At 69.3% G+C, this 24,637-nt stretch carries 24 protein-coding genes; 7 read left to right on the top strand and 17 right to left on the bottom strand.

Translation table 11 applies throughout. The features are described from left to right. Positions 1-206: 206 nt before the first annotated feature. On the top strand, positions 207-500 hold the full coding sequence (locus OG897_RS30415; protein ID WP_323188131.1) for an ANTAR domain-containing protein: 294 nt from the start codon (positions 207-209) through the stop codon (positions 498-500). Positions 501-879: 379 nt separating this feature from the next. Then, a complete protein-coding gene (locus OG897_RS30410) occupies positions 880-1,041 on the top strand; it encodes a hypothetical protein (RefSeq protein WP_266661781.1) in 162 nt (53 codons plus the stop codon). Between the two features lie 462 nt (positions 1,042-1,503). Here the strand turns inward: OG897_RS30410 and OG897_RS30405 are convergent, their stop codons facing one another. Next, complete coding sequence (locus OG897_RS30405; RefSeq protein ID WP_266661779.1) at positions 1,504-1,677, bottom strand: hypothetical protein; 174 nt, start codon at positions 1,675-1,677, stop codon at positions 1,504-1,506. A 164-nt stretch (positions 1,678-1,841) separates the two neighbouring features. Between OG897_RS30405 and OG897_RS30400 the strand changes: the two genes are divergently transcribed. Beyond that, entirely contained in the window at positions 1,842-2,723 is an 882-nt protein-coding gene (locus OG897_RS30400; protein ID WP_266661777.1) for an alpha/beta fold hydrolase, read from the top strand. 4 nt (positions 2,724-2,727) lie between these two features. On the opposite strand, the gene OG897_RS30395 is transcribed toward OG897_RS30400, so the two are convergent. The 4 genes from OG897_RS30395 to OG897_RS30380 all read right to left on the bottom strand — a co-directional run bounded on the left by OG897_RS30395 (position 2,728) and on the right by OG897_RS30380 (position 5,362). Continuing rightward, entirely contained in the window at positions 2,728-3,183 is a 456-nt protein-coding gene (locus OG897_RS30395) for a hypothetical protein (RefSeq protein WP_266661775.1), read from the bottom strand. Further along, positions 3,180-3,713 (bottom strand): RNA polymerase sigma factor, encoded by a 534-nt coding sequence (locus OG897_RS30390; protein ID WP_266661773.1) that lies wholly within the window; start codon positions 3,711-3,713, stop codon positions 3,180-3,182. The genes OG897_RS30395 and OG897_RS30390 overlap by 4 nt, the downstream gene beginning before the upstream one ends. A gap of 76 nt (positions 3,714-3,789) precedes the next feature. Then, the gene (locus tag OG897_RS30385) at positions 3,790-4,266 is read right to left on the bottom strand and encodes a hypothetical protein (protein WP_266661771.1); all 477 of its coding nucleotides are present in this window, start codon (positions 4,264-4,266) and stop codon (positions 3,790-3,792) included. Positions 4,267-5,116: 850 nt separating this feature from the next. Continuing rightward, entirely contained in the window at positions 5,117-5,362 is a 246-nt protein-coding gene (locus OG897_RS30380; RefSeq protein ID WP_266661769.1) for a hypothetical protein, read from the bottom strand. A 711-nt stretch (positions 5,363-6,073) separates the two neighbouring features. Between OG897_RS30380 and OG897_RS30375 the strand changes: the two genes are divergently transcribed. Then, positions 6,074-6,406 carry a hypothetical protein gene (locus tag OG897_RS30375; RefSeq protein ID WP_266661767.1) on the top strand — a complete coding sequence of 111 codons (333 nt, stop codon included), beginning with the start codon at positions 6,074-6,076 and terminating at the stop codon, positions 6,404-6,406. A 957-nt stretch (positions 6,407-7,363) separates the two neighbouring features. Here the strand turns inward: OG897_RS30375 and OG897_RS30370 are convergent. Next, complete coding sequence (locus tag OG897_RS30370) at positions 7,364-7,981, bottom strand: TetR/AcrR family transcriptional regulator (protein WP_266661765.1); 618 nt, start codon at positions 7,979-7,981, stop codon at positions 7,364-7,366. Positions 7,982-8,049: 68 nt separating this feature from the next. On the opposite strand from OG897_RS30370, the gene OG897_RS30365 reads away from it, so the two are divergent. Then, positions 8,050-9,384: an alpha/beta fold hydrolase gene (locus OG897_RS30365; protein WP_266661763.1), complete on the top strand. Its 1,335-nt coding sequence runs from the start codon at positions 8,050-8,052 to the stop codon at positions 9,382-9,384. Here OG897_RS30365 and OG897_RS30360 read toward each other — a convergent pair. The 11 genes from OG897_RS30360 to OG897_RS30310 form a co-directional block, all read right to left on the bottom strand. Then, entirely contained in the window at positions 9,336-9,983 is a 648-nt protein-coding gene (locus OG897_RS30360; protein WP_266661761.1) for a transposase, read from the bottom strand. The two genes, OG897_RS30365 and OG897_RS30360, sit on opposite strands and share 49 nt — an antisense overlap. Continuing rightward, the gene (locus tag OG897_RS30355) at positions 9,980-10,135 is read right to left on the bottom strand and encodes a hypothetical protein (protein ID WP_266661759.1); all 156 of its coding nucleotides are present in this window, start codon (positions 10,133-10,135) and stop codon (positions 9,980-9,982) included. Before OG897_RS30355 ends, OG897_RS30360 begins: the two co-directional genes overlap by 4 nt. A 615-nt stretch (positions 10,136-10,750) precedes the next feature. After that, positions 10,751-11,938, bottom strand: coding sequence for a hydroxymethylglutaryl-CoA synthase (locus tag OG897_RS30350; protein ID WP_266661757.1), 1,188 nt, complete (start codon positions 11,936-11,938; stop codon positions 10,751-10,753). Beyond that, positions 11,928-13,034 (bottom strand): hydroxymethylglutaryl-CoA reductase, encoded by a 1,107-nt coding sequence (locus OG897_RS30345; RefSeq protein ID WP_266661755.1) that lies wholly within the window; start codon positions 13,032-13,034, stop codon positions 11,928-11,930. The genes OG897_RS30350 and OG897_RS30345 overlap by 11 nt, the downstream gene beginning before the upstream one ends. Then, a complete protein-coding gene (fni, locus tag OG897_RS30340; RefSeq protein WP_266661753.1) occupies positions 13,031-14,131 on the bottom strand; it encodes a type 2 isopentenyl-diphosphate Delta-isomerase in 1,101 nt (366 codons plus the stop codon). Before fni ends, OG897_RS30345 begins: the two co-directional genes overlap by 4 nt. Next, the gene (locus tag OG897_RS30335) at positions 14,128-15,330 is read right to left on the bottom strand and encodes a phosphomevalonate kinase (RefSeq protein WP_266661751.1); all 1,203 of its coding nucleotides are present in this window, start codon (positions 15,328-15,330) and stop codon (positions 14,128-14,130) included. Before OG897_RS30335 ends, fni begins: the two co-directional genes overlap by 4 nt. Then, positions 15,327-16,337, bottom strand: coding sequence for a diphosphomevalonate decarboxylase (gene mvaD / locus OG897_RS30330; RefSeq protein ID WP_266661749.1), 1,011 nt, complete (start codon positions 16,335-16,337; stop codon positions 15,327-15,329). Before mvaD ends, OG897_RS30335 begins: the two co-directional genes overlap by 4 nt. Then, complete coding sequence (gene mvk, locus OG897_RS30325; protein WP_266661747.1) at positions 16,334-17,380, bottom strand: mevalonate kinase; 1,047 nt, start codon at positions 17,378-17,380, stop codon at positions 16,334-16,336. Before mvk ends, mvaD begins: the two co-directional genes overlap by 4 nt. 324 nt (positions 17,381-17,704) lie before the next feature. After that, positions 17,705-17,947: an acyl carrier protein gene (locus OG897_RS30320; RefSeq protein ID WP_266661745.1), complete on the bottom strand. Its 243-nt coding sequence runs from the start codon at positions 17,945-17,947 to the stop codon at positions 17,705-17,707. A gap of 88 nt (positions 17,948-18,035) precedes the next feature. Beyond that, positions 18,036-19,022: a beta-ketoacyl-ACP synthase III gene (locus OG897_RS30315; RefSeq protein ID WP_266661743.1), complete on the bottom strand. Its 987-nt coding sequence runs from the start codon at positions 19,020-19,022 to the stop codon at positions 18,036-18,038. A gap of 834 nt (positions 19,023-19,856) precedes the next feature. Further along, a complete protein-coding gene (locus tag OG897_RS30310; protein ID WP_266661741.1) occupies positions 19,857-21,158 on the bottom strand; it encodes a lipopolysaccharide assembly protein LapB in 1,302 nt (433 codons plus the stop codon). A gap of 970 nt (positions 21,159-22,128) precedes the next feature. Here OG897_RS30310 and OG897_RS30305 point away from each other — a divergent pair. Both OG897_RS30305 and OG897_RS30300 read left to right on the top strand, forming a co-directional pair. Further along, complete coding sequence (locus tag OG897_RS30305) at positions 22,129-23,544, top strand: family 2B encapsulin nanocompartment shell protein (protein ID WP_266661739.1); 1,416 nt, start codon at positions 22,129-22,131, stop codon at positions 23,542-23,544. Beyond that, positions 23,541-24,629 (top strand): 2-methylisoborneol synthase, encoded by a 1,089-nt coding sequence (locus OG897_RS30300; protein ID WP_266661737.1) that lies wholly within the window; start codon positions 23,541-23,543, stop codon positions 24,627-24,629. The genes OG897_RS30305 and OG897_RS30300 overlap by 4 nt, the downstream gene beginning before the upstream one ends. The last annotated feature ends 8 nt before the right edge of the window (positions 24,630-24,637 follow it).

Raw genomic sequence — 24,637 nt, 5'->3', positions numbered from 1 at the left:
ACCCCTTCGTGTCACCGGGTTTCGTAGCTGGTGATGGCGGCGAGGAGCTATACAGCGGCTCTGACGCTGCAAGACAGTCCCGAGTGCGGCCGTGGAGGAGGTCTCGGATGAGCACGGCGGAATCCGTGTTCCGCTCCGCCACGCACAACACGGCGCAAGAACAATAAGACGCCTCGCCCCAGGACCCAGGTACCGAACAGAGCGCCCTGCAAAGGGAAGTAGCCGACCTGCGATGGGCTCTGGAATCACGCCCGGTCATCGACATGGCCCACGGAGTCCTGATGGCCGCCTGCCAGTGCACCGCCTCCCAGGCATGGCAGATCCTCGTCGAGATCTCCCAGCACACCAACATCAAACTCCGGGCCGTCGGGCAGCACATCGTCGACAGCACCAACGGCCCGCCCCCGCCCGGCCCCGTACGCGACACACTCCAACGGGCTGCCGCCCGTCACACACCAACGCCCGCCTCCGCCCACCCAACGAGCCGCCGAGCTGACTAGTCCGGTTGACCGCACAGACGCCGGTACAAAGATCCTCAGTGCCACCGCTCGCGAGCCGCTACTTGCTGACCGTATCTACCCGTCGCGGTCAACGCTCCCGGCGACTCGGCACCACCCTGCACCGGCACGATCCCACCGCTCTCCGGGCCAGCCATGACCAGGCCACAGCGGAAGGTGCCATGCACCGTGCCCCATGGACCACCGCGCTCCACGACAGCGGCTTCAGCATCGAGCAGCGCTGCCACCCCGGTTGCCGTGCGAGCCCACCCTGGGAAAAGCGCTGGCCCCTCCCCTGCCAACGGCCCTACGGTGATCATCTCCACCCCCCAACCAACCCTCCCGCGGGCCACCGCCATGCCCGCAGACAGGACAGGCCGCGATGAACCCCCTGCACCCCGACACCCTGTACCGCCTGCACACCGCCCGCACCGACGAACTGACCCGCCACCACCGCCATGCCTTCCACGACGCTTCGCCCCCGCGTCGAAGACCCCGCACCAGACGATGGCACTTCCTGCGATGGGCCCGCGACTCCGCCTGACACGCGAGAGGATCGATGCGTGGCGGGTGGCTGGGACGCACTGGAGGGGACATGCCCCACCTGTGCGGCCTCGCGTACGACGACGTGCACGACGAAGGACGGCCGTTCCCGGCCCGTGCAACTCGCCCGCCGCCTCACCACGGTCCCGCTGCGGTTCGCCGTACGCCGCGACCTCGGCCAGCCGCCCGCCGAGCCGTTACGTTCTTGCCCACACCGCAGGCAACACCGGCCGTTTCGAGGACTTCGGCAAGGTCGAAGTGCTCCTGGACGACGGATATCCGGGCCTGAGCCGCGAGACCACCCCAGACAAGCCACCACTCCGCCCCACACACCACGTCCCGGTGTGCCTGCACGCAGGATGGAACAGTGGGACCACGACCGACACGCGCACTCGTCCGACCGGATCACCGTCGAACGCGCCCTCGCTCACCACAAGTACGGGAAGCAACTCCGCCGATGGACTCACCGGCGCGACCGGCTTCCCGATACGAGGTACTTCAGCTGCGCGGGCGTGGCCATCTCCTGCTCAGCCACACCCTTCTTCTTCGCGCTCTCCTCACGCATGCGCCCGTGGTGCTTGTCGTTGGCTGCTTTGCGCTTCGCCTCGGCTTCCGGACTCCGGTCGGTGACCCGCACGCTCTCGACACGTGGACGGGCTTGCTGAGGCAGCGGTAGACGACGGAAATCGCCTGGTCGAGATCTGGAGGTACGTACACACAAACACGAGGGAACCTTCGCCGGATCGTGCGCCTCCTGGCGGGGTGTACGCGACTTCTCGTATCCGGCGAAGGGTTCCCCTCATGATCAACAGCGATCGTCCCATGCCCCCGCTGGAAGGGGCCGAGCACCGGTGGGTGACGGTCCGCGGGGCCCGGCTGCACATCGCCGAGTCCGGCAGCGGTGAGCCCGTCGTGCTGCTGCACGGTTTCCCGCAGCACTGGTACGCGTGGCGCGCGCTCGTCCCGCTGCTCGCCGACGGCCACCGGCTGATCTGCGTCGATCTGCGCGGCTTCGGCTGGTCGGAGCAGACCAGGCGCGGTTACGACACGGACGGGCTCGGCGACGACGTACTTGCGCTCCTTGACGCGCTCGGCCTCGACCGGGTGACCCTGGTCGGGCACAACTGGGGTGCCGGGGTGGGCTTCCGGCTCTGCCAACGGGCCCCGGAGCGGTTCCGTGCCTTCCTGGCGCTGAACATGGCACACCCGTGGACGCGCCACCGCGACGTCCTGCCGAATCTGTGGCGGATGTGGTTCACCGCCTTCATCGAGTACCCGATGCTCGGACGGCTGGTCCTGCGGCACTGGCCGGCCTTCACCCGGTATCTGCTGCGACGCGCGGTCGCCGACCCGACGGCGTGGCGGGACGCGGATCTCGCGGAGTTCACCGAGGCGGCACAGGCATCGGCCCATGCCTGGCAGGCGATGTTCTGGCAGTACGTCGTGCGGGACATCCCGGCGGGCTTCCGGGGCACCCACCGCCGACGGCGGCTGGCCGTCCCGACGCTGGTCCTGGGCGGCGAGCACGACCCGGTGATCCCGCCTGCTCTGCTGCGCGGCGACGATCCGAACGCAGACGATCTGACCGTACGGGTGGTGCCAGGTGCGGGGCACCACCTGCACGAGGAACGGCCGGAGTTGGTGGCCGAGGCCCTGCGGAAACTCATCGCCGGGGCCAGCTGAGGGATCAACGCATGGCGGCGCGGCGCTCCACCTCGCGGAAGAAGGCATGAGTGCGGCGCTGCCCGAGCAGGCGGCGGTACACGTGCTGCACGGGGCCAAGGGCGGCGGGGCGCGCCGCGCCGCAGACGGCGAGCCGCGTCCCGGTGCCGTCCGGCGTGGCGGCCATTCCCATCGTCACCAGCCGGGATTGCATCAGGCACCACCCGGGGCTCAGCCGTACGTCGAACGGCCCGCGCAGGCCAAGTACGTCCACGGCTTGCGCCGCTTTGCGCTCGCTGTCGCCGGGCGGGACTTTGAACTCCCGGACAAAGGAGATCAGATGGGGCAGCTCGCCCTCCAGGTCGGCGATGACCGCCCATACCTGGTCGAAGGGCAGAGCGATCCGCGCCTCGGCGTACAGAGGGGCGCGCAGTCCAGCGGCCAGTACGCGCAGTCGGGCGACCGTATCGGGTGTGTTCACCGTGTCCACGCCTTCCGGAAGGAGGAACGGGCCCTGTTCAGCCGTGACTTCACGGTGCCCTCGGGTACGCCGAGCAGCTCGGCCATCGTCCGCTCGTCCAGTCCTTCGAGTTCCCGCAGTACGAGTACGGTGCGGTGCTGGACGGGCAGTCGGGCAAGCAAGTCCCGAACTTCTGCGGTCAGTTCATTGCCGACGCCAGGCAGCAGGTCCCGCAGCCGGGCAATCTCCTCGGGGTCGGCGGGCGTCTCGCCTGCGGTGCGCCGCGCCACACGGACAGCCTCCCGCACGGTGACCGCACGCACCCACCCGTAGAACGCCTGCGGGTCCCGCAGTCCGCGCAGCCCCCGGAACACCGCGAGAAGGGATTCCTGCACGGCGTCCGCGGTGTCGGCCGGGGCGATCGGGGTGCACAGCCGGGTGACGTACGGCGTCACCAGCTTCAGCAGGTCGTCCATGGCGAGGGCGTCGCCACACCGTGCGGCCCGTACGAGCGGCGCCGCTGCGTCCCAGGGCCGCACGTCGTCATCCATCGCTGCACACCGTATACGCAGCACCTCGGATGGGGCGGCGCGGGGCGACTCTCTCGCTCGTTGACTGCCCGTCGGCTCACAGCCTCTGCGGCTTCGACACGCAGCAACACTTCGGCCGCAGTGTGGCTTTGTTCACGTCTCGTGAACCCCGTTCTTCACGACTCTGGAAGACAGTCATCGAGGCTGGACGTCGATGTTCACGTGACCGGAAGGCACCTCTGCCGCGCCCCGCAACGGCGGCGACATCGAGGCCGGGCGTACAGGTGGACGGCAACGGGGCCGCCGCGAAGCTGCTGTAGGTGATCGTGACGGTGCGGCACGGGCGCAGCCAGGCCAGGCGGCAGAGCTCGTTCAGTTCGGTACGGCGCACGCCCAGGCGTATCGCCGCCTGCTCGGGTCCGAGGCAGAGGTGGCGGTCGAGGATATGGGCCAGGTCGTGGTGGCGGGCGAGGGCGGCGACCTGGTCGGGGTGCACGTCGGAGGCATCGGTGTCCGCGCCGAGGACGGCCAGGAGGCCGGCGCGGGCGAGGTCGCCGACCTGGCGGGACGTCACCGCGGGCCGGAGTGCCGGGAGGGGGTCGCCGAGGGCGGTGGTCAGCCGGTCGGCCGCCGTGGCAGCGCCGATCCGGGCCGCGCAGGGCGGCGCGGACGCCTTCCGCGTCGGCGGCCTCCACCGCCGCCCGCGTCCAGAGGCCGGGCCCGGTATCCGAGGCAGGGCCCTGCCCGGTGTGGACGGCCCACCACGAGGCGGCCACCGATACCCGCAGCCGTCCGGCGGCCTGGCCCTCGTCGTGCATCGTGCGCTTCGTCATCGCGTCCAGCCTTTCGCTCGGGACCGGCCTCGATGGGCAGTGATCGAAAGATGATGATAGATTCTGAAATGTGTCAATAGCCTTGCTTGCGGGGCAAGTTGGAGGCACACACCCTTGCTGCGGTCGCGTACCCGAGGAGAAATTCACCCCGGCGGAGGACCCCGTAGGGGGCTGCCGTGCAGGCCAGAGAACTCGGTGACGGTGACCCGTCCGAGGCCACCCGTGTGGGGGATCCACAGCGCGGCGAGAGCGCAGGACGCACCGCGGAAAGCCATGGGGCGGCCGGTTCGCGGTCGGGCCCCGCGTATGTCCGCAAGGGCGGACACATGGCGGCAGGGCCCGCTCCCCTGGGTGTCCGGGGAGCGGGCCCTGCGCTGTACGTAAGTCGAGAAGCGGTTATTCGATGCCGTAGTGGTGGTTCACTGCGGCGCGGGCGTGCACGACGTCGGCCAGGAGTGAACGCCGATTGTCCCCCGGCCGGGACATGACCGGACCCTGAGTGATTCTCACAAATGAATGACGGCGTGGAATCTCACTGCGGCGAGATTCCCCGGTCGGCCCACGTGGCGCCAGAGGTGCGGGGACCGGAGATTATTGGGCAGCGCCGCCCGGGGCATAGCCCGCCCCGGCCTGGCCCACCTTGCAGACGCCGAATTCCCCGGTCTCCTGATCCACGCAGGTCAGGGTGTTGACCGATGCGACGGCGGGCATGGCGACCGAGGACACGTCGAAGCTGTCGCAGTAGAAGCTTCCGTTGAGAGGGTCGGTGTGGCAGTCGGGGCCGGGGTCAGCCGACTGGCTGGTGGCCGCCGGGGCAGCGGAAGCCGTAGGAGCCATGAGTCCCAAGCCTCCCAGAAGGAGGGCCGAAGCGGCGAGCGTCGCCGCGGCGCGGGCGCGAGTCTTGCTGTGGGTGAGGTTCATGAGCGGCTTAACGATCACTAGCAGGTCAAAGTCACTGGGGCTCCCTCAGACGGACCCGCACCACGACCTCCTGTGCGGCTGGTGTCTGGCCAGGCCACCAAGGCAACGGCCAGAACGCGAGCTCAGCCGGGGTGGGCAGGCTGAGCGGCTCCGGGGTGAGGGTGGTCATCGTGATCATTCCGGAGTACATGGACACTGCGAAGAGTTCAACGTGCGCCGGTACGGCGGGTCATCGCCGGAAAGGCAGGATCGCGCCTTCGTGCGTGGCGGGCTGAGGGCGGCCGCGGGGCGTCCTCGGGTATGCGGCTCCTCGGCAGATTGGGGGTCGACCGTCCTCATGTACGACCACCCCAACGACCGGCCAGTCTCTTCGCCCTCCGGTGGTACCGGAGCGGGTCTACTGTGGGCACAGGCCCAAGACCGTCCCTGCGGGAGGCAGTTGTGGAAGCGCCCCACCGACCCACCTATCCGCCGAGGACCGAGCCACCACCCAAAAGGCCCCTGCCGCCACCCGACCCGCCGCCGAAGCCGTCACAGACGTGGATGCAAACCCGGATCGCTGACCGGCGGTGCAGGAACTGGCCTCTGGAATCACAGCCCTGGACCCCGCGCGGCGCGAGCAGGCGCGTGTCCGAGGCATTGAACGCCTGGGGCTACCACCGTTTCGACGCCGAGGCGGCGAACGCGGTCGTGGAACTGCTCGTGACGGCAGCGGTGGAAGACGGCGGAGACCACCTGAGTGTGCACCTCGCCGACCATCAGGACCACGCCCTGGTGCTCGTTCTCAGCAGCGGCCCCCACGCTGAACGCCCCGACGACGGCTCACTCCTGCACGCCGTCGCCACCCAGGGCGCAGCAGACTGCGGAACGGAATCGGCCCAGGACGGCCGCCGCCGATGGGCACTCCTCGACCTCGCACCCCCGACCCCGGCCTCCCTCACCAGCCGACCGAAATTGTAAACATGAGAAGGGGCCGCATTCGCTGTGAATGCGGCCCCGGATTCTGGTGCGGTGCTCTTCGGCTTGTGTGAGGTACCGGTCGTATCGGCCGCATTCAACGTCGCAGTTGTGGGACTTCTCGCAGGGGCAGGGCTCACAGCAGTATCGGCCCCCACGGCCCCGGCAGTACGAGCGTCCGCAGTCCTCGCATCCGTCCATGGGGGCACTTCTCCCTCGCCGGGGACTCCTCGGGCCACGGGGCCCGGTCCCGGTCCCGGTCCCAGTCGGCGCGGCCGAGGCCGGTGGGAGTCCATCCGTCGTAGCGGCCGACGCGGACGAACCCGAACGCGATCGGTGCGCCGTCGTCGGGAGCGGTGTGAGAGAGCAGCCGGAGCCGGGTTCCAGCGGTGACAACGGTTTCTCGGTCTGGGTGAGGAGAAACACGTGGTGGCCACTGAAGTGGCCGGTGAACGCCTCCTCCAGTTCGGTCAGCGTGGCCCTCAACCGCCACCGGGCGAACCGGGCCAGGGCTTTCGGGTCCCGCTCGCCGGCGATCAGAGCGGCCAGCATGTCCCGGCCCGGAGCGGCCGAAGATGTCGCTGGCCACCGCACTGAGTTTGATCTGTGCATCCTCGCCAGGGACTGACTCACGGTCTTCCACCTCCCGCCCTACCCCACCGAGTTCAACCTGGTCGAAGCCCTCCGGGCACACCTCACAAAGCCACCGGCGAACCTGGCCCAACAGGGCACCGACCAGCTGACCGCACTCGTCAAGACCCGCCTCAAACGCATGCAGCACCACCCTGGCCTCATCGCGGGCTACCTCACCAAGACCCAGCTGAACCTCCAACCCCCGCAACCCCAACAATCAATGATCTCTAGCAGGGATAGCCGCGAACCGCTCCGTGCCAGCCGGGGCCCGCGCGTATCGGCTCGGCCCTCCGCCGTGCATGTTCGTGTGGCTGCGGAGCAACCGCTTCACAGCGCCGGGTCTGGGCGGCGAAGGCCAGGGAAGGCGGCGGGGGTTGCCCAGCCGCGCAGTACGGCATCGATCGTTGACCGGAACGCGGTCTCGGCTGCGGTGCCGTTGAGGCCGCCGGCCAGTTCGAGGGTCACGAGTCCGTGCAGGGCGACCCACAACGAGACGGCGATCAGTGTGGTGTCGCCCGCGAGGATCCGGTCCGCCACGGCACGGTCGATCGCCGCGACAAGCGGTCGCACCGGGTCTCGGTCGCCGACCCACGTCGACGGTACGAAGGACTGTGCACCCCCGAACAACACCGCGTACAGGTGGCGGTGTTCGCGCCCCCACTGGCGATACGCCACGGCCAGCGCGTACAGATCCTCCAGGGCGGCCTCCGAGCCGGGAACGGCCGTCAGGTCCTGGAACAGGCCGGTAACCGCCTGCTCGCGCACCTCTCGGATCAGTCCGTCCTTGCCCTGGAACAAGGTGTACACCGCCGCCGTCGACGTTCCGGCGGCGGTGGCCAGCGCGCGGACGGTGACCGACTCCTGGGAGCGGGTGGCGAACATCTCGGTCGCGCAGGCGACAAGCCGTTCTCTGACGGCGGCGTCATTCGTTCTCGGCCTTCCCATGGGAAGCAGTTTACCCATGCTGATAACATCGTTTCAAAACGACGTTCCAAAACTCTGGGGAGTTCGCCATGCCACCGTCCGTCATACGTCCCCTGCACCCTGTCCGCCGCCTGCTGGCGGCCACCGCCGCGGTGGCGGGCCTCGTCGCCTTCTTCCTGGCGCTGACCGCCGCCACCGACGGCGCGGGCTCGGGATTCGTCGCCTGGTCCGCGACGGTCGGCATCGCGGTCCTCGCAGCGCTGTGGCGGGGCCGCCGCCGTTCTTGGCGGGGGCGGCTGGTGCCCTTCCTGCCGGTGCTCGTCGCAGCGGCCCTGACGCTGTCGGTGTGCGTCCCCACCGTCCCCACGACGCGCCACCGCCCGCCCGCCCTGTCGTTCGTGACCGCCGAGCACTGGCGCCTGACCACCGGCAGCCGGGTCGCGGTCTACCACTACCCGCCCACCGGCAACACCCCCCGGCAGCGCGTCCCGCTCGTCTACCTCAACGGCGGCCCGGTGCGCGGCATCTCCGTGCTCGACCACCGCTTCCTGCAGCGGCTCGCGGGACAGGGCTACGACGTGTACGCCTACGAACAGGCCGGTGGTGGACGCAGCGACCTGCTGCCCATGGGCCAGTACTCGATCACCCGGTCCGTCCACGACCTGGGCGCCCTCGTCAGCAGACTCGGCAAGGGCCGCGCCGACGTACTGGGATTCTCCTCAGGCGCGGTCGTGCTCACCCGCGCGCTGGCCGACCCGGCCATCGCCGACCACCTGCGCCGGGCGGTCATCGCCGAGCCGGGCCCGATGGACGGCCCCACCGCCCGGATGGCCGAACAGAAGGGCCGGCCATCGGCCCACGGCATCGCACCGGCCATGACCGGCCCGCGCTCCACACACATCCCGCGGTACGCGGTCGCCTTCGGCCTCATGCGGCTCGGACTGCTCAGCCCGGACAACGGACTGGTAGGGCAGGCGGAGGGCGACAACGCCTTCACCGCCGCCGATCTCGGCAGCGACACCGCGTCCGCCTACTGCGCGCGGGACGCGCACCGCATCCCGGTCGAGGACACTGCGGAGAACTTCTCCTTCAGCGCCGCCGCCAGCCTCCGCATCCAGCAAACGATCAAAGACTCCCCCTCCATCGCCCCGCAGCTCAGGCGCTCCCGGACACCCGCGATGCTGATGATCGCCGAGTGCTCCTCCCAGGCCCGGCAGTGGCAGACAGCCGTCCTCGCGGACAACCCCGCCATCCAGCGCACCCAGTACATGCCCGGCGTCGGCCACCACATGTGGAACGGCCTGGGTGACAACGACCAACGAGCAGCCGCCGCCATCACCGCGTTCCTCCAAGACAAGCCCGCACCGCTGCCCGACTACCCGACCCGAGCCGACATCCCGGCCTTCCTCCGGGACCACAAGTAAGCGACCAGATCCGGTTCCTCCCGCGGCAGTTCGAGTGCCGCCTGTGCGGTCTCACACTCACGCTGTGGGAACTTGACCTCGCGGGAATCAAGGGCCAGATCCTTAGCTAGGACGAAGAGCCCGACCCTGATCCGCCCGTTGGTCCACACCGTGGTGACCGTGACGATCCCGTTGTCGGTCTTGCCCAGTCGGCGCAGTAACAGGCGACCCACGTGCGCGGTAGCGGTGCCGTCCTTGTGGTCACCGGAATCCTCGATGACCAGTACCTCCTGATCATGTGGGGCGGTCGCCAGATCGGCACGGATCAGCTGCAGGCGCCGGTCGTTGACCAACGCGTCGTCCCAGGTGGACTCCGGCGGGAGGAACTGGGATCGCTGCACGGCCGCGTTCTGCGAGCCGGTCACCGGCTTCGCACCGGCCAGACAGGTCAGCGTCTTGTTGCGGTCGCGCGGCACCAGCAGAGCGGTGAGGTACTCGCGCAGGCCGCGCCGCCGGGCCAGCGCGGCCAGCGCGGCCAGCGCGGCCAGCAGATCATCAGAACGGGCCACGTACGCCTCAAACGGGCCCGAGGCAGGCGGGCAGGCACGTCGCTCGGTCATCGCTGCTCCCGGCGAACAGTCGCTCCTTCGATGCCGTAGTGATGGATCACCGCAACCCGGGCTCCCGCGACGTCGGTGACGTGCTCGCCGTTCTCCAGCGCGGTGAGCCAGTCGCTGATCCCGCCCTGCGTGTGTTCGCACTGGTTGGCCACCGCGGACGGCTGGCGGACGGCTGGCGAACGGGCTGACCGTCACTTGGCTCAGTGCGGGGCCCCGCTTCGGGTGAGGCTCCGCGACGTGCACGTTCCGCGCATGCCGTTCTGCGAGGTTTTGCGACTTCATGACCCCATGAATGATCCTCTCTTCTACAGTCTCGTGTTCGCCCCGCCAACGGGCGGTGCCTCAACGCACATCTTCGCGACCGACACGCAAGGAGCAGTGACGAGAATTCCTCATGGGGGCAAGAATCAGGTCGTCTCCGATTCGTCTCCTCAGCAGGTCTCGAACGTCTCCGCAATGCCCTGCGCGGTGGCCGGTGATGTCATCGACGGCTCGCACCTGACCGCGGGCAGGGCGGAAGGCTAACGGCTCCTTCCACCGGGTCTGTCGCCAAGAGCGGTTCCGGCAGCTACTGAACGTCAGGAAGCGGCGTTCTCAGTAGAGCTTGGAAGCAGCTTTCGCAACCCTGACGATGTCTCGCCGGAGCCCGTCCTTGCCACGGCCGAGCGCGAGCTCCTCGACCAAGAACTCCTCAGCCGGGTAGAACCGGGTAAAAGCGTGTGAGGAAACTCGAATCCTGTCGCGTGTGAGCGGTATCCACCGGCGCGCTAGCGATCCGCGGTGGTGGACGCGTAGAGCCGCTGGTGTCGATCAATTCCGGTCAGCCGATAGCGTCCCGGAGAGGTCTGAGGGGCGTCCCAGTGCCCGCCGTCGACGGGCGGTGTGTGAGCACGGAGCCGCCGGTAGTCCGCGTAGGTGATCTCGCGGCGCAGAGTGACGGCCCGCTGGTGTTCCGCGACGTGGAGGAAGTCCCGGTAGCCGGGGGTGACACGGGCGGTGAGGAATTCCGCCACGCTGCCGGACCCGTAACTGAAGAGACCGATGGAGACCCCGTCGAGGAGCGCGGTGCCGTCCAGGAGGGACGCCAGGGCCAGGAACACCGAAGCGGTGTAGCTGTTGCCCACGATCTCGTTGTACGTAGTGGTCGGCGCGATGGCCCGGTCGATGTCGCCGTGGTCGGCGACGGTGCCCGCCGTGTGCAGCAGATGCCGGTGCGCTTTGTGGGCCATCCGTGTGAAGGGCTGGTGGTAGCAGACGGTGTACAGGTCCTTGAGGGCCTGTCCGCCACGCCGTTGGTGGTCGGCCCAGGCGTGGTCCAGGGCGTGGAGGTAGGCGTCGGAGGACTTCTTTCCGTCGACCAGTGCCGTGGTGCGGTAGTTGGGCCGCCAGAAGTCCATGACGTCCCGCGTGTACAGGCCAGCGACGGGGTCGATCGCGGCCAGGGCGGGGTGGGCGGCGATGAGCATCGCGACCGCGGCGGCGCCCTGGGTCGCTTCGCCGGGGCTGTCGAGGTCGTAGCGGGCGATGTCACTGGCGACGACGAGGACCTGCTGGGCGGGGTTTTGGTGGACGAGGGCAGTGGCCAGTTGCACGGCGGCGGCGGCCCCGTAGCATGCCTGCTTGAGTTCGACGACGCGCATGTGGGGATGCAGGCCCAGCAGGGAATGGACGTAGACGCCTGCTGCCTTGGACTGGTCGATGCCCGTTTCCGTGGCGAACAGCAGGGTGCGGATCTTGTGCGGGTCGTGGCGTTCCATCAGGGCGGCTGCGGCATCGGCGGCCATGGTCACGATGTCCTCGTCAGCCGCCGGGACGCTCATGGCCCGCTGGCCGATTCCCTGGTGGTACTTGGCGAGGCTGGCGCCGGTGTGCCGGGCGAGCTCGGCGTGGGTCAGGGACAGACTGGTGGTTCGGAAGGTCAGGTCGTGGATGCCGACCGGCAGGTCAGTGGGCATGAGGGTCTCCGCCGCCGCGTTCGATCCGGGTGTGGGCCTTCATCAGTTCGCCGGGGTTGGTCTGGGCGGCCATCAGTGACAGCTCGCCGCAGAGGACCGTCGCGGCGGCGAGGGCCGCCAGCCGCCGGGCGTTGTCTCCGACGGGGCGCTCTTCGCGGCAGCCCAGGCGCCTGAGCGCGTCCTCGGCGGCAGGGAGGTGCTTGCCGTTGCCGGTGGTGCCGACGATCAGGTTGGGCAGGGTGCAGGAGAAGTACAGGTCACCGTCGCGGTCCTGGGCGCAGGTGATTCCCTGGGAGCCCTCGACGATGTTGGCGGCGTCCTGACCGGTGGCCAGGTAGAACCCGAGGAGCATGTTGGCGTAGTGGGCGTTGGCGGTACGGATGCCGCCCGCCAGCACGGTACCGACCAGGTTCTTGCTGACGTTGAGGTGCTCGATGCGTGCGGCGGTGGTGTGCAGGAGGCCGGTGACGGTCTGCCGGGGTATGAGGATGTCGGCAGTGACGTTCTTGCCGCGGCCGAGGATTCCGTTGACGGCGGATGCCTTCTTGTCAGTGCAGTAGTTCGCGGAGATCGAGCCGTAGCGGGTGCCGGGAACCGTCTCCAGCAAGTGGGCCAGGAGTCTGTCCGCAGCGAGGGTAGCCATGTTGTGGCCGGCGGCGTCACCCGTCGTGAACTCGAAGCGCAGGAAGAGCAACGGGCCGCAGATCTCGTGCCGCACTGCCAGGAGGCGGGCGAAGCGACTGGTGGTGCGGGTGAGCGCACGCAGGTCGTCGAGACGGTCGTCGACGGAACGTACTGCTGCCAGGGCGGCAGCGGCATCCGCTGTCTCGATCAGGACGGAACGGGTCATGCGGTCGTCGACCAGCGTGGCCGTGATGCCGCCGTCCACCTGCCGGGAGACGCGGGCGCCGCGCCCCACCGAGGGCCACAAGGGCGACTCGTAGGTGGCCAGGGGGACTTCGATGTCACCTTCGGCGGCATTGCCGGAGACCCTCAGCGGGCCGACCCAGCGCAGGGGAACCGGTGCGAAGGCCCCCGCCGGTGCACGGTGCTGCGGGGGTACGGAACTCGCAGGCGCGGTGGATGCGGTCATCATGTTCCCTTCGGCGGGGCAAACGGCGCTGGGCGACGCTGCGTACGGAAGTTGTTCAGGTCGCCGGTGAGCACGAGGTCACTGGACTTCAGGTCGCCAGGTGTCCGAGCTCCCAGGAGGGTCATGAGGGCTGTGATGTGCTCCAGCCACTGATGAATCCGGGTGACGAGAGCGTCGAGGCCGTCGCGTCGCAGCGTGCTGAGGAAAAGCCCGGAGACGCCCGCCGCGTGCGCGCCCAAAGCGAGTGCGCGTACGACGTCCAGAGGATGCCGGACGCCTCCGGAGGCGAGCAGCGGCAGACCACTCCCCCGCGCGTCCAGGAGCGCCGCGGGCGTACTCAGACCCCAGCCTTCGAGGAAGGCGAAGTCCGCGTGTTCACGGCGGGTGTTCTCGATGACGGCGAAGTTGGTGCCGCCGCTCCCGGCCACATCGGCAACAGCCACGCCCAGCCCGGCCAGCAGGCGGACGGTGCGACCGCTGAGGCCGAAGCCGACCTCCTTGACGATGACGGGCACGTCCACGGCGGCGACGACCGCCTCGATGTTGGCGGGCCAGGAGCCGAAGGACCGGTCGCCTTCCGGCATGACCGTCTCCTGCACCGTGTTGAGGTGGATCTGCAGTGCGTCGGCCTCCAGGAGGCCGACGGCCCGCCGGGCCTGTTCCGGTGTGGCGAGGGCGTTGATGTTGGCCATGACGAAGCCGTGCGGATGGTGGTGCCGTACGGTCGCGAAGGTGTCCGCCGTGGCGGGGTCCTTGAGGTACGGGCTCATGGAGCCGGTGGCCATCGGCAGCCCGGTTTCCCGGGCGGCGACGGCCAGGTCGCGGTTGATCTCACCGGTCTTGACGCTGCCTCCGGTCATCGCGTTGATGTAGAGCGGCACCGGCCAGGTCATACCCGCGAATTCGGTGACGAGGCTGACCTTCTCCCGGTCCGTGCCCGCGAGGGCGTGGTGCACGAAGTGAACGTCGTCGAACTGGTTCGCCCTGCCGTGGGAACCAGGACCAGTGCCAGAATCGGGACTGGTGCCATCGGACGCGGAGTTGCGGGCATGCTGGGCCAGCGCCAGACGCACGTGGTCGTCCTTGCGGGATGCGTTCACCGTGGAGCCCTTTCGATCAGTGGGGTCAGCGCGCCGCGCAGGTAGTCGGGAGCCTGCGGGCCGACCCGCTGCGGCGGCCCGGCTTCCGCCGTGGGCGGGGGCGCGGTGGACAGGACGAGCGGTGTGATGCCCTCGGATGACCACCGGTGCCGCAACGCATCCGGACATACGCGAGAGGACAGGAGCGCGATGCCGCAGTCTCCGCCTCCGGCACCGGAGGGTTTGGCCACTGCCCCGCACTGCCGTGCGGTGCGGCACAGTGCGGTCAGCCGGTCGGTGTAGATGTTCAGCCCGGTCTCCCCGTCGAGGTCGGCCAGCAGGGCACCGGCCCGGTCGAGGGCGTTCAACAGCAACTGCGGCTCGCGTTGCTCGAGAGCGCTGCCCATGGCGCTGACCACCCCGCCGCTCCGGGCCAGGAAGTCGTGATGCGCCCGGGACTTCCACCATCCGAGGGTGCGCAGCTCGCTCACCTTGCCGGACGTGGAGGCGGGAGAGCCGGTCCACCCCGCCATCAGCGTCAGATCTGCGGGCGGGGGCAGGGCCTGGACGGCCCAGCCCGACCAGGGTGCGCACAGCGTGCGTACGACGCCCTGCCGTCGCAGGGAGTGGAGCAGCGCGGTGCGGTCCGGCGGGCTGTAGCAGATCCAGCCGTGCCAGACGCTGGCCGCCACGTCGGCTCCGGAGGGGGCGGCATCGACGGTGATGCTGGCCAGCAGGGCGAGCCTGAACCGCACTTCGGCGGCCAGCGGCATGCCCGTGAACCGGGTCAGGGCGTGTACGGCGGCAGCGGTGACCGCCCCGCTGGAACCCAGCCCGATCTTCGTCCCGGCTTCGTGCAGGGCGCTGCGCACCGCCAGCCGCACCCGTACGGGTTCCATGCCGAGTTCGGCCCTCAGCCCGTCGATGAGGTGCACGACGGCGACCAGGCGCTCCAGCGCCCCGGTCAGGTGCTCCCGGTCCCGGTCGAGGAGGGTCCGCAGTCCTGTTGCGGTACGGCGCAGCGGAACCGGGTGGGAGAGGAGATCGGTGACCAGTTCCACGTCGCCACCGGTGGTGCACGGGGTGGCGGTGACGGAGACGTACCGGTCGACGGCGGCGACGATCGCGGGTCGGCCCGGGGTCAGGACCGCGTACTCGCCGGCGATCATCAGCTTGCCCGGAGCCCTGGCGGTCACGGCTGTGGGGTTCACTGAGTTCATGAGCCTGCTCGCTTCTGTCGCAAGGTGGTACCGGGACCGACCCGTGCGACGAGCGTGGGACAGCCGGTGGCCGCGCGCAGCCGATCTGCCAGTCGTACGGCCTCGGTCGCGGGGCACAGCACCTTGACGTTGGGTCCGGCGTCCATCGTTGCCCACACCCGCTCCCCGGAGTCCCGTAGCCGGCTCACGTGGGCGAGCACGCGGTGGGATGCGGGAGTGCGGTAGACGACCGGCGGCACGGCGGCCTCCATCGTGAGGTGCATGCCCAGGGCGTTGCGCTCGGATATGCGGCCCACGGTTTCCAGGTCCCCCGCGACGAGGGCCTTGCGCAGGAGGGGAACGTCGGTGTGGGTGGTGGCGAGCCAGTCGGCGTAGGCGGGCGACGTGGCCTGGGTCCGGCGCATGGCCTCTCTGCTGGAGACGGGTTTGGGGCCGCGTTCCACCAGGACGACGATCAGCGCCGCGTCCAGCCGCACACCGGTCACGGGCTCGGCGTAGGAGGCCAGATCCGGATCGGGAGCGTCTGCGTCTCCCGCATGCCAGTGGACGAAGCCCCCGAAGATCGAACGTGCGGCTGATCCCGAGCCGCGACGTGCCAGCCGTGACAGTGCCATCGCGTCGAGGTCGAGCCGGTAGACGGTGGCGGCGGCGAGCGAGAGCGCGGCGAATCCCGCCGCCGAGGAAGCGAGCCCGGCACCGACCGGAACGGTGTTGCGGGTGTCCACTGCCACCGGGTGCGGGACCGTGGAGTTCCGCCGCACCAGGTCGAGGAAGCGGGCCACCCGCCTTCTGCTCTCGCCCTGCGCCACCTCGCCGTCGATGAGTACGACGTCGTCGACCGCACCGGGGCGAAGCCGGACCTTCGTCGTCGTGGGGTAGACGTCCAAGGTCATGGACAGACTGTCCGCACACGGGATGACCAGCGCCTCGTCCCGCTTGCCCCAGTACTTGGCCAAGGCGATGTTGGGGTGGGCGACGGCCGTCGCTTCCATGGGAGAGGTACTCATGCCGTGGCCCCCTGTGCGAGCGGGACGATCCAGGTGCGTACAGCACCGTGGGCACGCAGCCGCACGGCTACGGCTGTGGCACCGGCTGCTGAGTCGCACAGGGCGATGGCGCAGCCGCCCAGGCCGCCGCCCGTCATCTTGCCGCCCAGCGCACCGGCGGCCTGAGCCTCCTTCACCAACGCGTGAACCTGCTCCGTCACCAGGCCCAGCGTCCTCAGCCTGCGGTGGGCAGCGGTCAACAGCTCGCCCACACCCCGCACGTCACCGGTGGCCAGCCCGTCGAGGGCTTCCTCGGTGAGGGTCCTGGAGTGTTCGACGAAGGCACGCCGGCGGGACGGGTCCCGGGCGAAGACCTCGGCCAGCATCTCCACGGCCTGTCGGGTGCTGCTCGACGTCCCGCTGTCGGCCACCACCACCCACGCCTGACGTGCGACGGTGGGGGTGCTCGTCAGACCGTCCTTGAAGAGGAGCGGGTACGGGCTGCCCGTGGCATGGGCGTCGATACCGCTGGCGCGGCCGTGGGCCGCTGTCTCCGCCAGCTGCACCAACTGGTAGACGGCGGAGGGGCTCAGGTGCAGTTGCAGCAGCTGGTCGAGGGCCTCGGTCACCGCCCGTGCGCAGGCGGCGCTGGAACCCAGGCCGCGGCCGGGCGGAATGTTGCTCTCCACGTAGAGGTCCACTCCCCGCACCTGATGGGTCGCCGCAGCGCCCAGGGCCGCGTCCACCAGCGCCCGAAACGCCTGCGGGGGCTCGATGTCCGGTGCCCTCGCCGCGGAAGCCGGTGGGGACGTCACGTACTGGCCGACGCGAAAACTCACGAGTCCGCGTTCGCTGCCTTCGACGGGCACGGCAAGGGCACGGCACTGTGCGCTCGGCACGGGCAAGGCGATGGCGGGAGCACCGTAGACCACGGCGTGCTCCCCGAGCAGGATCACCTTGCCGTGAGCACGACCACCGGGGTCAGCGGCGTCGTTGCTCCGCGGTGGCCTGATGGGGGTGAGGGCGGGCATGTCATGGGCGGACTCGCGCGAGTCGTGTGTCATGTGCGGAAGACCTTGCTCGGCGTCTGGGCACGGCTGATCGAGGCAGCCCGGTGCGAGAGGACTGTGGTGCGGGAATCGAGCTGTTGCCGCGAGGCGGGCCGCCCGGTAGATGTCGCAGGCGATCTCGGCGCAGGTGTGGAAGTCGGCCACGCCGGGTGGAGGAACGGGGAGGGGCACGGCTCGCAACTCCTCTGTGCTGGGGGTGGATGCCGCAGGCTGGGCGTACGAAGGCGCCGGCCGGCGAGGCGACCTGCGCCCGGCGCTCCGGTCAGAGCGCCCGGCGAGGAATCGGGACGGCGAATCGGGCGCCCCGGGACTCGGCTGTCAGGCCGCGTCGGTGATGTCGGCGCACCGGGCAACGGTGGTGCCGTCCGCGTTCAGCAGGTCCTCGTCGATGGACTTGCCCGTCTCGCTCTCCAGCTTCTGGGCGAGTTCGGTGATCTGGAGGGAGTCGAGGTTCAGGTCCTCCACGAGCCGGTCAGCGGGCAGGATGTCTGCCTCCGGGCGTTCGGCGATCACCGCGACGAGACGCTGGACCAGGGCCAGTGTGGACGTGTGCGTACTCATGGTGTTCTCCCTTGGCAGTGGTTCACGCCGTTCCCGAAGGCACGGCAGGCACGGTGGACGGGCACGGTGGACCGGCAGGGTGGGCTGGTCATGGGCAGTGGACGACTTGTGCCGCGTACGTCAGCCCGGCTCCGAAACCGAAGAGCAGGACGGGATCTCCGGCGGTGATCACCCCGCGTTGGCGCAGCGCGTGAAAGGCCAGGGGCACGGAGGCCGCACAGGTGTTGCCTGCTTGGACGACATCGTCGGCAACCAGCAGCTGATCGACGTTGAGGCCCTGCTGGAGGATGTCGAGGATGCGGAGGTTCGCCTGGTGCGGAATCAACGCCTTCAAGTGTCCGGGGCTCAGGCCGGCCCGGTCGCAAGCCGTCTGCATGACTCCCGCGAGCGCACTGGTGGTCCAGCGGAACACCTTGCGTCCGGCCATCTCCATGTGCCCGGACGTGGCATCGATCTTGATGAGATCGGCTTGACTGCCGTCACTCCCCCACGCCACGGGGAAGATGTGCGGCAGCGCAGAGGGCTGCACCAGTGCGGCCGCCGCTCCGTCGGCGAAGATCGGCCCGGTGTTGCGGTCGGTCGGCGTCACCCAGTCGCTCATCCGCTCCGATCCGATCACCAGCACGGAGCGTGCGGTTCCGGCGCGTACCAACGCGTCGGCCACCGCCAGGCCGTGACTGAAGCCGGAACACGCCGCGTTCAAGTCAAAACCGGCAACGGCTCGACAGCCCAGGAACGCGGCCACCTGAGCGGCCCCGTTGGGCATCGGCGAAGGCATGGAGCACGTGGCCAGCACCACGACGTCGACATCGGCGGGAGCGGCCCCGGCGTCGCCCAGCGCCTCCTTCCCGGCCGCCACCGCCATGGAGACCACCGTTTCGCTGTCGTTGGCGTGGCGCCGTTCCCGCACGCCCACACGCTGGGTGATCCACTCAGGGTCCACACCCGCCTGTACTGCGGCCTGTTCGTTGGAGACGACGCGCTCGGGGCGGTAGGCGCCGAGACCGGTCAGTCGCGAGCCCGGCTGGGTACCACCGGCTGTTGCGGCAACGGCCGCCTGCGAAGGCTGATGCATGTGACACTCCAACAGAGCGAATGAGGGCAGTGAAGCGCCTGGCTTCGCGCCAGAGGGCCCCTTGAGCGGGTCCTCGACACCGGCAGCCGTAGCTCCGTTGCGTCGCACGTCCGATGGACGGCGCACGCGTGGCAGAGGGTGATCGGCCTCTCGCCGTCAATCACTGGCACGCATATCAAGGAAGCCCGACACCCCGGTACTGCGCCAGGGGCCCACCCGGTGGGAGGCGTGCACCTGTTGATGAGTTGTGCGCTTGTGAACCACCGATGCGGGGCTCCACCCGTCCGGTCCGTACGGGAGAAACGATCGGAACCGCCCCCGGCGATCACCCAGGGTGTGCACCCTTGCGCGCCTGTGCGCCGGGCGCGCCAACGGAGCACAGCACGCACACGCTTACGGGACGGCCCACGCGGCACAAGCATGGCTCCGCGTCATCCGTGACCGTCCGGTACGCGAGTGGACTCCGGCACGCGAGTGGACTCCGACCGGCAATCCCTGCGAGGTGCCCATGCAAGACCCCATGCTGACCGCTGCCTGCCTCCCAGCGCCTTCGGCCGCACCGCCCGCCGCGTTCCCGCACTCGCCGCCTGCCGACGAGCGCCCCCTGTCTGCATCGCCGCTGGCCGGCCGGTCTTCTCACCCGGCCCCGCAGCCGGACACCGCGCCGAACACCACGACGGCAGGCGCGGAGAGCTGAGCCGGCGGGGCGGGGCCATGCCGACGCAGCGCGGGAAGACTTCGCAGGGACGCCCTGGGAGCACTCGCTCCTCGGTGACCCCTGTCGGTGGACGATCGCGTACCGGACTCGGTCGCCCCGCCTCGGCGGTGATCACGTCAGGTGAGTTCTCGCAGTCGGTTCAGCAGAGCAGCGGCCGGCCTGTGCTTCCGGTAGGGCTGGAGCTGCTGGCGCATGACGGTCAGACGCTGGGTGGTCCGGGCCGAACGCAGAGCGGGGTAGGCGGAGAGGAAGTCGCCCCAGTGCGCGAGCGCCGCATCCAAGTGCCCCTGGCACAGGAGCACTTCCGCGAGGCGCGCATGGGTCAGAGCGCTTGCCCTGTGCTCGGCGGGAGTACGTAGCCGCAGGGACGTCTTGAGGGCGGCAGCGGCCTGGGGAATGTCCCCCAAGGCAAGGTGGACCTGCGCGCGTTGGTAGTGCAGCCCGCCCGGCGGATAGGCCGTGAAGGCTCCGGGCGTGGAATCTGACTGGTCGTAGAGCCTCTCGGTGCGGGCCAGTCCGGCCAGTGCCTCCCTCCGGTCGTGGTGGGCCTGCAGCACGCTCAGATGAGCCTGGACGTACACCTGGGTGACAGGGGAGGCACGGCGGGCGGACTCCACCGCCCGTTCCATGAGGTGCAACACGACCCGGCCACGGTGACCCAACTCGTAGGCATGAGTGGCCATTGCCCGCAGGGACACCGCCAAAGTGCCGTGGTCCGCCGCCTCGACAGCCAGCTCTGCCGCGGTGCGATGGTGCTGCTGGGCCAGCGCGTGGTCGCCGCCGTCGACACACATGGTGCCCAGCAGGAGGGTGAGTTGGGCGGCAGCCGACAAGAGCGGGCGGTACTTCTCGTCGCTCATGGGCGTACGGAGCCAACGGGACACGTCATGGGCCAGATAGGCGGCCAGGGGCGCCCGTATGCAACCACCGCCGTGGGTCTCGGCCGCGTTGGCGAACATCGTGGCCATGGCCCGCATCTGGGCAGCCTGTATCTCCACATCCTGGTCCTGGCTTCTCAGCGGTCGCGGGCGCGATGACGGGGCAGCGAGGGCCGGGACCGCCAGAGCGGTGAGGCTGAACGCGGCGGCTCCGAGCAACTTCCTTCGGCTGCTGTCCAGTTCGGCCGAGGCGAGTTGGGTCAGTCTGAGCACAGGGTCGACCCCCAGGGAGTGGTCGAGAGCAGGCGTGGGAGCCCGGGTGAGTCCGGCCTGCTGCGGGGTGACGACCCCGCCCACCCCTCGTGCCAGCGCTTCCAGGAGGAAGGTGGGGACGGGCGGGCGCGGCTGGTGGCCTGCCAGCCAGCGGCTTACGGTCGACCGGTCGCAGGTGAGGTGTTCGCCGTGCTCAGCCGCTATGGCGACGACCATCCGGGCCACTTGTGCGTTGTTCCAGCCCGCGGCTTCCAGTAATGAGCGCAATCGTACGTTGGGAGTCCGAGACACAGTTGCCTTCCCTCATGAGCCCTTCGCGCGGAGATTTCACAACCGCACAAGGGTGCAACGTATGTGCTGCGTCCACTGCCCTCAAGGGCTGCACCAGCCGCCTCATAACTGGTGCACTGACATTGCCCCGTCCTCGGCATTGTCGTACGCGCGCCGACCACGCGGAGGAAAAGCGACTCCATCCATGACTCCATCCATGAAGAGAGACAGGTGGGGAAAGAGGCCCGATAACGAAGCCCCCTCATCACCGCCCGCTGAATTTCTGCGGGCCGGATGTCGCCCGCCCAGGGGGCCAATGCCCCCCAGGAAAGGACCTTGCTCAACTAGATCGGGAAATGCCGCCGATTCTTGACGGAGAAGCAGTGTGCGGGCAGCGAGGATCTTGTTGCGAGACGTGAGACGGCAAGGGTTACTACCGCAGTGCTCCGGGCCTCAAACGCTTAGAAGGCCACCCCGCACACCGCAACAATCAGCACACATCTTCGAGTTCGTTTGGCCTGGCACCCGTTCCCACCGAACGGATCGGTGAATGCACCGGCGCGCACGCCGGCGCGGGCAACTCCAGAAAACGAGTCAACGGAGAAAATCACACAGACGGCCGATCCCGCCGGGGTGCCAATCCATATTGGCGCGACCGCCGGGTCACTCGACAAACGGCTGTTGGCGAAGCACGGAAGTGCAGGCCCGACGGCCCCTGCGGGATCGGCTTTGTGGCAGGCGCCGCTGTTCCGGCAGGACGGAACCACTCCGCAGGAGATCGCGGCCGGACACCTTGAGCCGCTACCCGTGAAGCACGGCCCCTTCCGTACGAGAAGGCTCCGAGCCACCAGCACGCCGAGCACCGCTCCGGCGCACTGGCGCTCCCCCTGCCGACCGTTCCGCGCCCCATGCCTCTTCGCGTGATCGCGGCAGCTCTCCCCCCATCAACCATCTGTGAGGAATCACTGTGGCTCTCCGATCCGAACAGCCCGAGGAAACGCGGAAGCACCAGGCCCTGACCACCGCCGGCGCACGCATGCTGGCCACCACCACCAAGACACCACCCCAGATGCAGGGCATCACCAGCCGTTGGCTGAGCCGCAAGCTGCCCTGGGTCGCGGTCAAGGGCGGCACCTACCGCGTCAACCGGCGTCTGTCCCTGCGCGCGGGACACGGCCGGTGCTCCTTCACCCGCGACACCGGCGGCACCCTTCGCGTCATCCCCGCCACCCTCACCGAACTTCCGGCACTGCGGGGCTTCGAGGACGAATCCGTGCTGAGCCGCATCGCGGACCTGTTCCGTCCGCGCGACATCCCCGCGAACGAAATGATCACCGAGGCGGGAAGGCCGGTCAGGGAGGCGTTCCTCATCGCCCACGGACGTCTGACCCGGTACGCGGAGGGCCCGTTCGGGAACCCGCAGGTCCTGGGAGTGGTCACCGACGGCGGCCAGGTGGGGCAGGAGGTCCTCGACCAGGCAGAGGATCCGGTGTGGCCGTTCACCACCCGCGCGGACACCGACACCACCGCTCTCGTACTGGACTGGGCCGATTTCCACAGCCTGCTGGCGAACGCCCCGGCACTCGCCCAGCACCTCGACGCGTTCCTGGAGCGCCAGAAGCGCCCGCAGAACCACAAGGGCGAAGCCGAGATCACGACGTCGTCGGGGCATCACGGCGAGGTCGGCCTTCCCTCCACCTTCGTCGACTACGAGCTGGAGCCACGCGAATACGAGCTGTCGCTCGCGCAGACAATTCTGCGCATCCACACGCGCGTCGCGGACCTCTACAACGACCCCTTCGACCAGAGCACCGAGCAACTGCGCCTGACGGTGGCGGAGCTGCGCGAGCGTCAAGAATGGGAGATCGTCAACAACCCGGACTTCGGGCTGCTGCACAACACAGACTTCGAGCAGCGGATCTCCACCGCCTCGGGTCCGCCGACGCCGGACGACATCGACAACCTGATCGCGATGCGGCGTTCGACCCACGCGATCTTCGCGCATCCGAAGGCGCTCACCGCGTTCCTGCGGGAGGCCAACCGGCAGGGACTGACCGTGGACGCCACCCAGGGGGACGACGGGTCCCGGTACCTGGCGTGGCGCGGTGTGCCGATGTACCCGTGCTCAAAGATCCCGGTGAGTCCGACGTACACGTCCTCGTTCATCGCGCTGCGGTTCGGCGAGGAGGCGCAGGGCGCGGTCGGGCTCCTGCCCGGGCCACTGCCGGAGGAGCTCGAACCCGGCCTGTCCGTACGGCACATGGGGATCAACGACCAAGCACTCATCTCCTACCTGGTGACCTGCTACTACTCGTGCGCGCTGTTGACACCGGACGCGGCCGGCATCCTCGAGAACGCCTCGATCGGGCAGGTGCACACATGACGGGCACACCGCCGACAGCGCTGGCGACCGGTTTCCCGAGTGCGCCCCGCAGGCGGCCCGGCCCCCGCGAAGCGCCGTCCGAGCGCCAGGAGCCGGTGGGCGCGCTGGAGATCCCGGGCGTGTACCGGCGCCCGGTGCCGCCACCGGACGAGGCGCGGATCACCCGCGTGGACGAGCTCACCGACGCGTGGGCGCGCGACGAGGTCGACCTGTACCCGCCCGACTGGGCCGGGGAGTTCCGCGACTTCCAGTTCGGCCGGTCGGTAGTGCTGTGCCACCCGGCGGCGCCGACCATCGAACACCTGATGGCCGCCTCGCGGCTGCTGGTCGCGGAGAACGCCGTCGACGACATGTACTGCGAGGACCACGGGGGCGGCCCCCACGGACTGGCGGCGCGACTCCTGACAGCACAGTCCGCGCTGCATCCGACGGTGCACCCGCCCCCCTACGGAGCTCAGTGGCGGACGGCGATCGAGGCGGAGGCTCCCCTGCGGGCGTACCGGTCGTCGATGGTGTACTTCCGCCGGCTCGCGTCCGCCTCGCAGGCCGACCGGGAGGTTCACGACCTGGCCAAACTGCACATGGGGTATCTGGCGGAGGCCGCACACCGGATCGATGCGTCGGCGCCCCCGGTGTGGAGCTACCTGGTGATCCGGCAGATGAACAGCTTCCGGCCGTGTCTGTCGGTGGCCGACGCGATCGACGGCTACGAGATCCCACCGCAGTTGCACGCCCACGGCACGGTGCAGCGGATGCTCGCGCTCGCCGGGCTGGCGACGACGCTGGCCAACGACCTCTACTCCTACGGAAAGGAACGCGACCTGCCGCGCTTCCACGCAAACCTGCCGAAGTGCGTGGCCGCAGAGGAGAACGTCGGCGAGGAAGAAGCGTTTCACCGGTCGGTCGAGATCCACAACGACGTCATGCACCAGCTCGAAGACGCCTCCGCGACCGTATCAACGCTCCCCGTTCCGCACGCCGCCCGCTATGCGGCTTCCGTCAACTCCTGGGTGGACGGCTCCCACGAGTGGCACCGCACCAACACCGCCCGCTACCACCTTCCCCCCTTCCTCCACACCTCCTGAAAGGAACA

The organism is Streptomyces sp. NBC_00237, from assembly GCF_026342435.1.
Classification (GTDB): Bacteria; Actinomycetota; Actinomycetes; order Streptomycetales; family Streptomycetaceae; genus Streptomyces.
The sequence above is the reverse complement of the archived record's forward strand: the minus strand, read 5'-3'. Positions and strand labels throughout refer to the sequence as shown.